Here is a 262-nt window from a genome sequence, read left to right on the forward strand (position 1 = left end):
GGTTGGGGTTTAACTATTGCAATTGAGCCTCCTGAGCTTGAAACACGCGTTGCTATATTGATGAAAAAAGCGCAGCAGAGTAAAATTAACTTGCCGCACGAAGTCGCCTTTTTTATTGCTAAAAAATTACGATCTAATGTACGCGAATTAGAAGGTGCGCTTAATCGTGTAATTGCCAATGCTAACTTTACCGGTCGTCCTATATCTATCGACTTTGTAAAAGAAGCGCTACGCGATTTACTTGCCTTACAAGATAAGCTAG

General features: G+C 40.5%; 1 protein-coding gene. It reads left to right on the forward strand.

Going from position 1 to position 262, the window contains the following annotated elements:
- The coding region (locus tag AAEY97_RS21340) for an HdaA/DnaA family protein (protein WP_351001366.1) at positions 1-262 on the forward strand (262 nt) is incomplete at both ends.

Source organism: Shewanella sp. TB7-MNA-CIBAN-0143, assembly GCF_040310065.1.
In the GTDB taxonomy this organism is placed as follows: domain Bacteria; phylum Pseudomonadota; class Gammaproteobacteria; order Enterobacterales; family Shewanellaceae; genus Shewanella.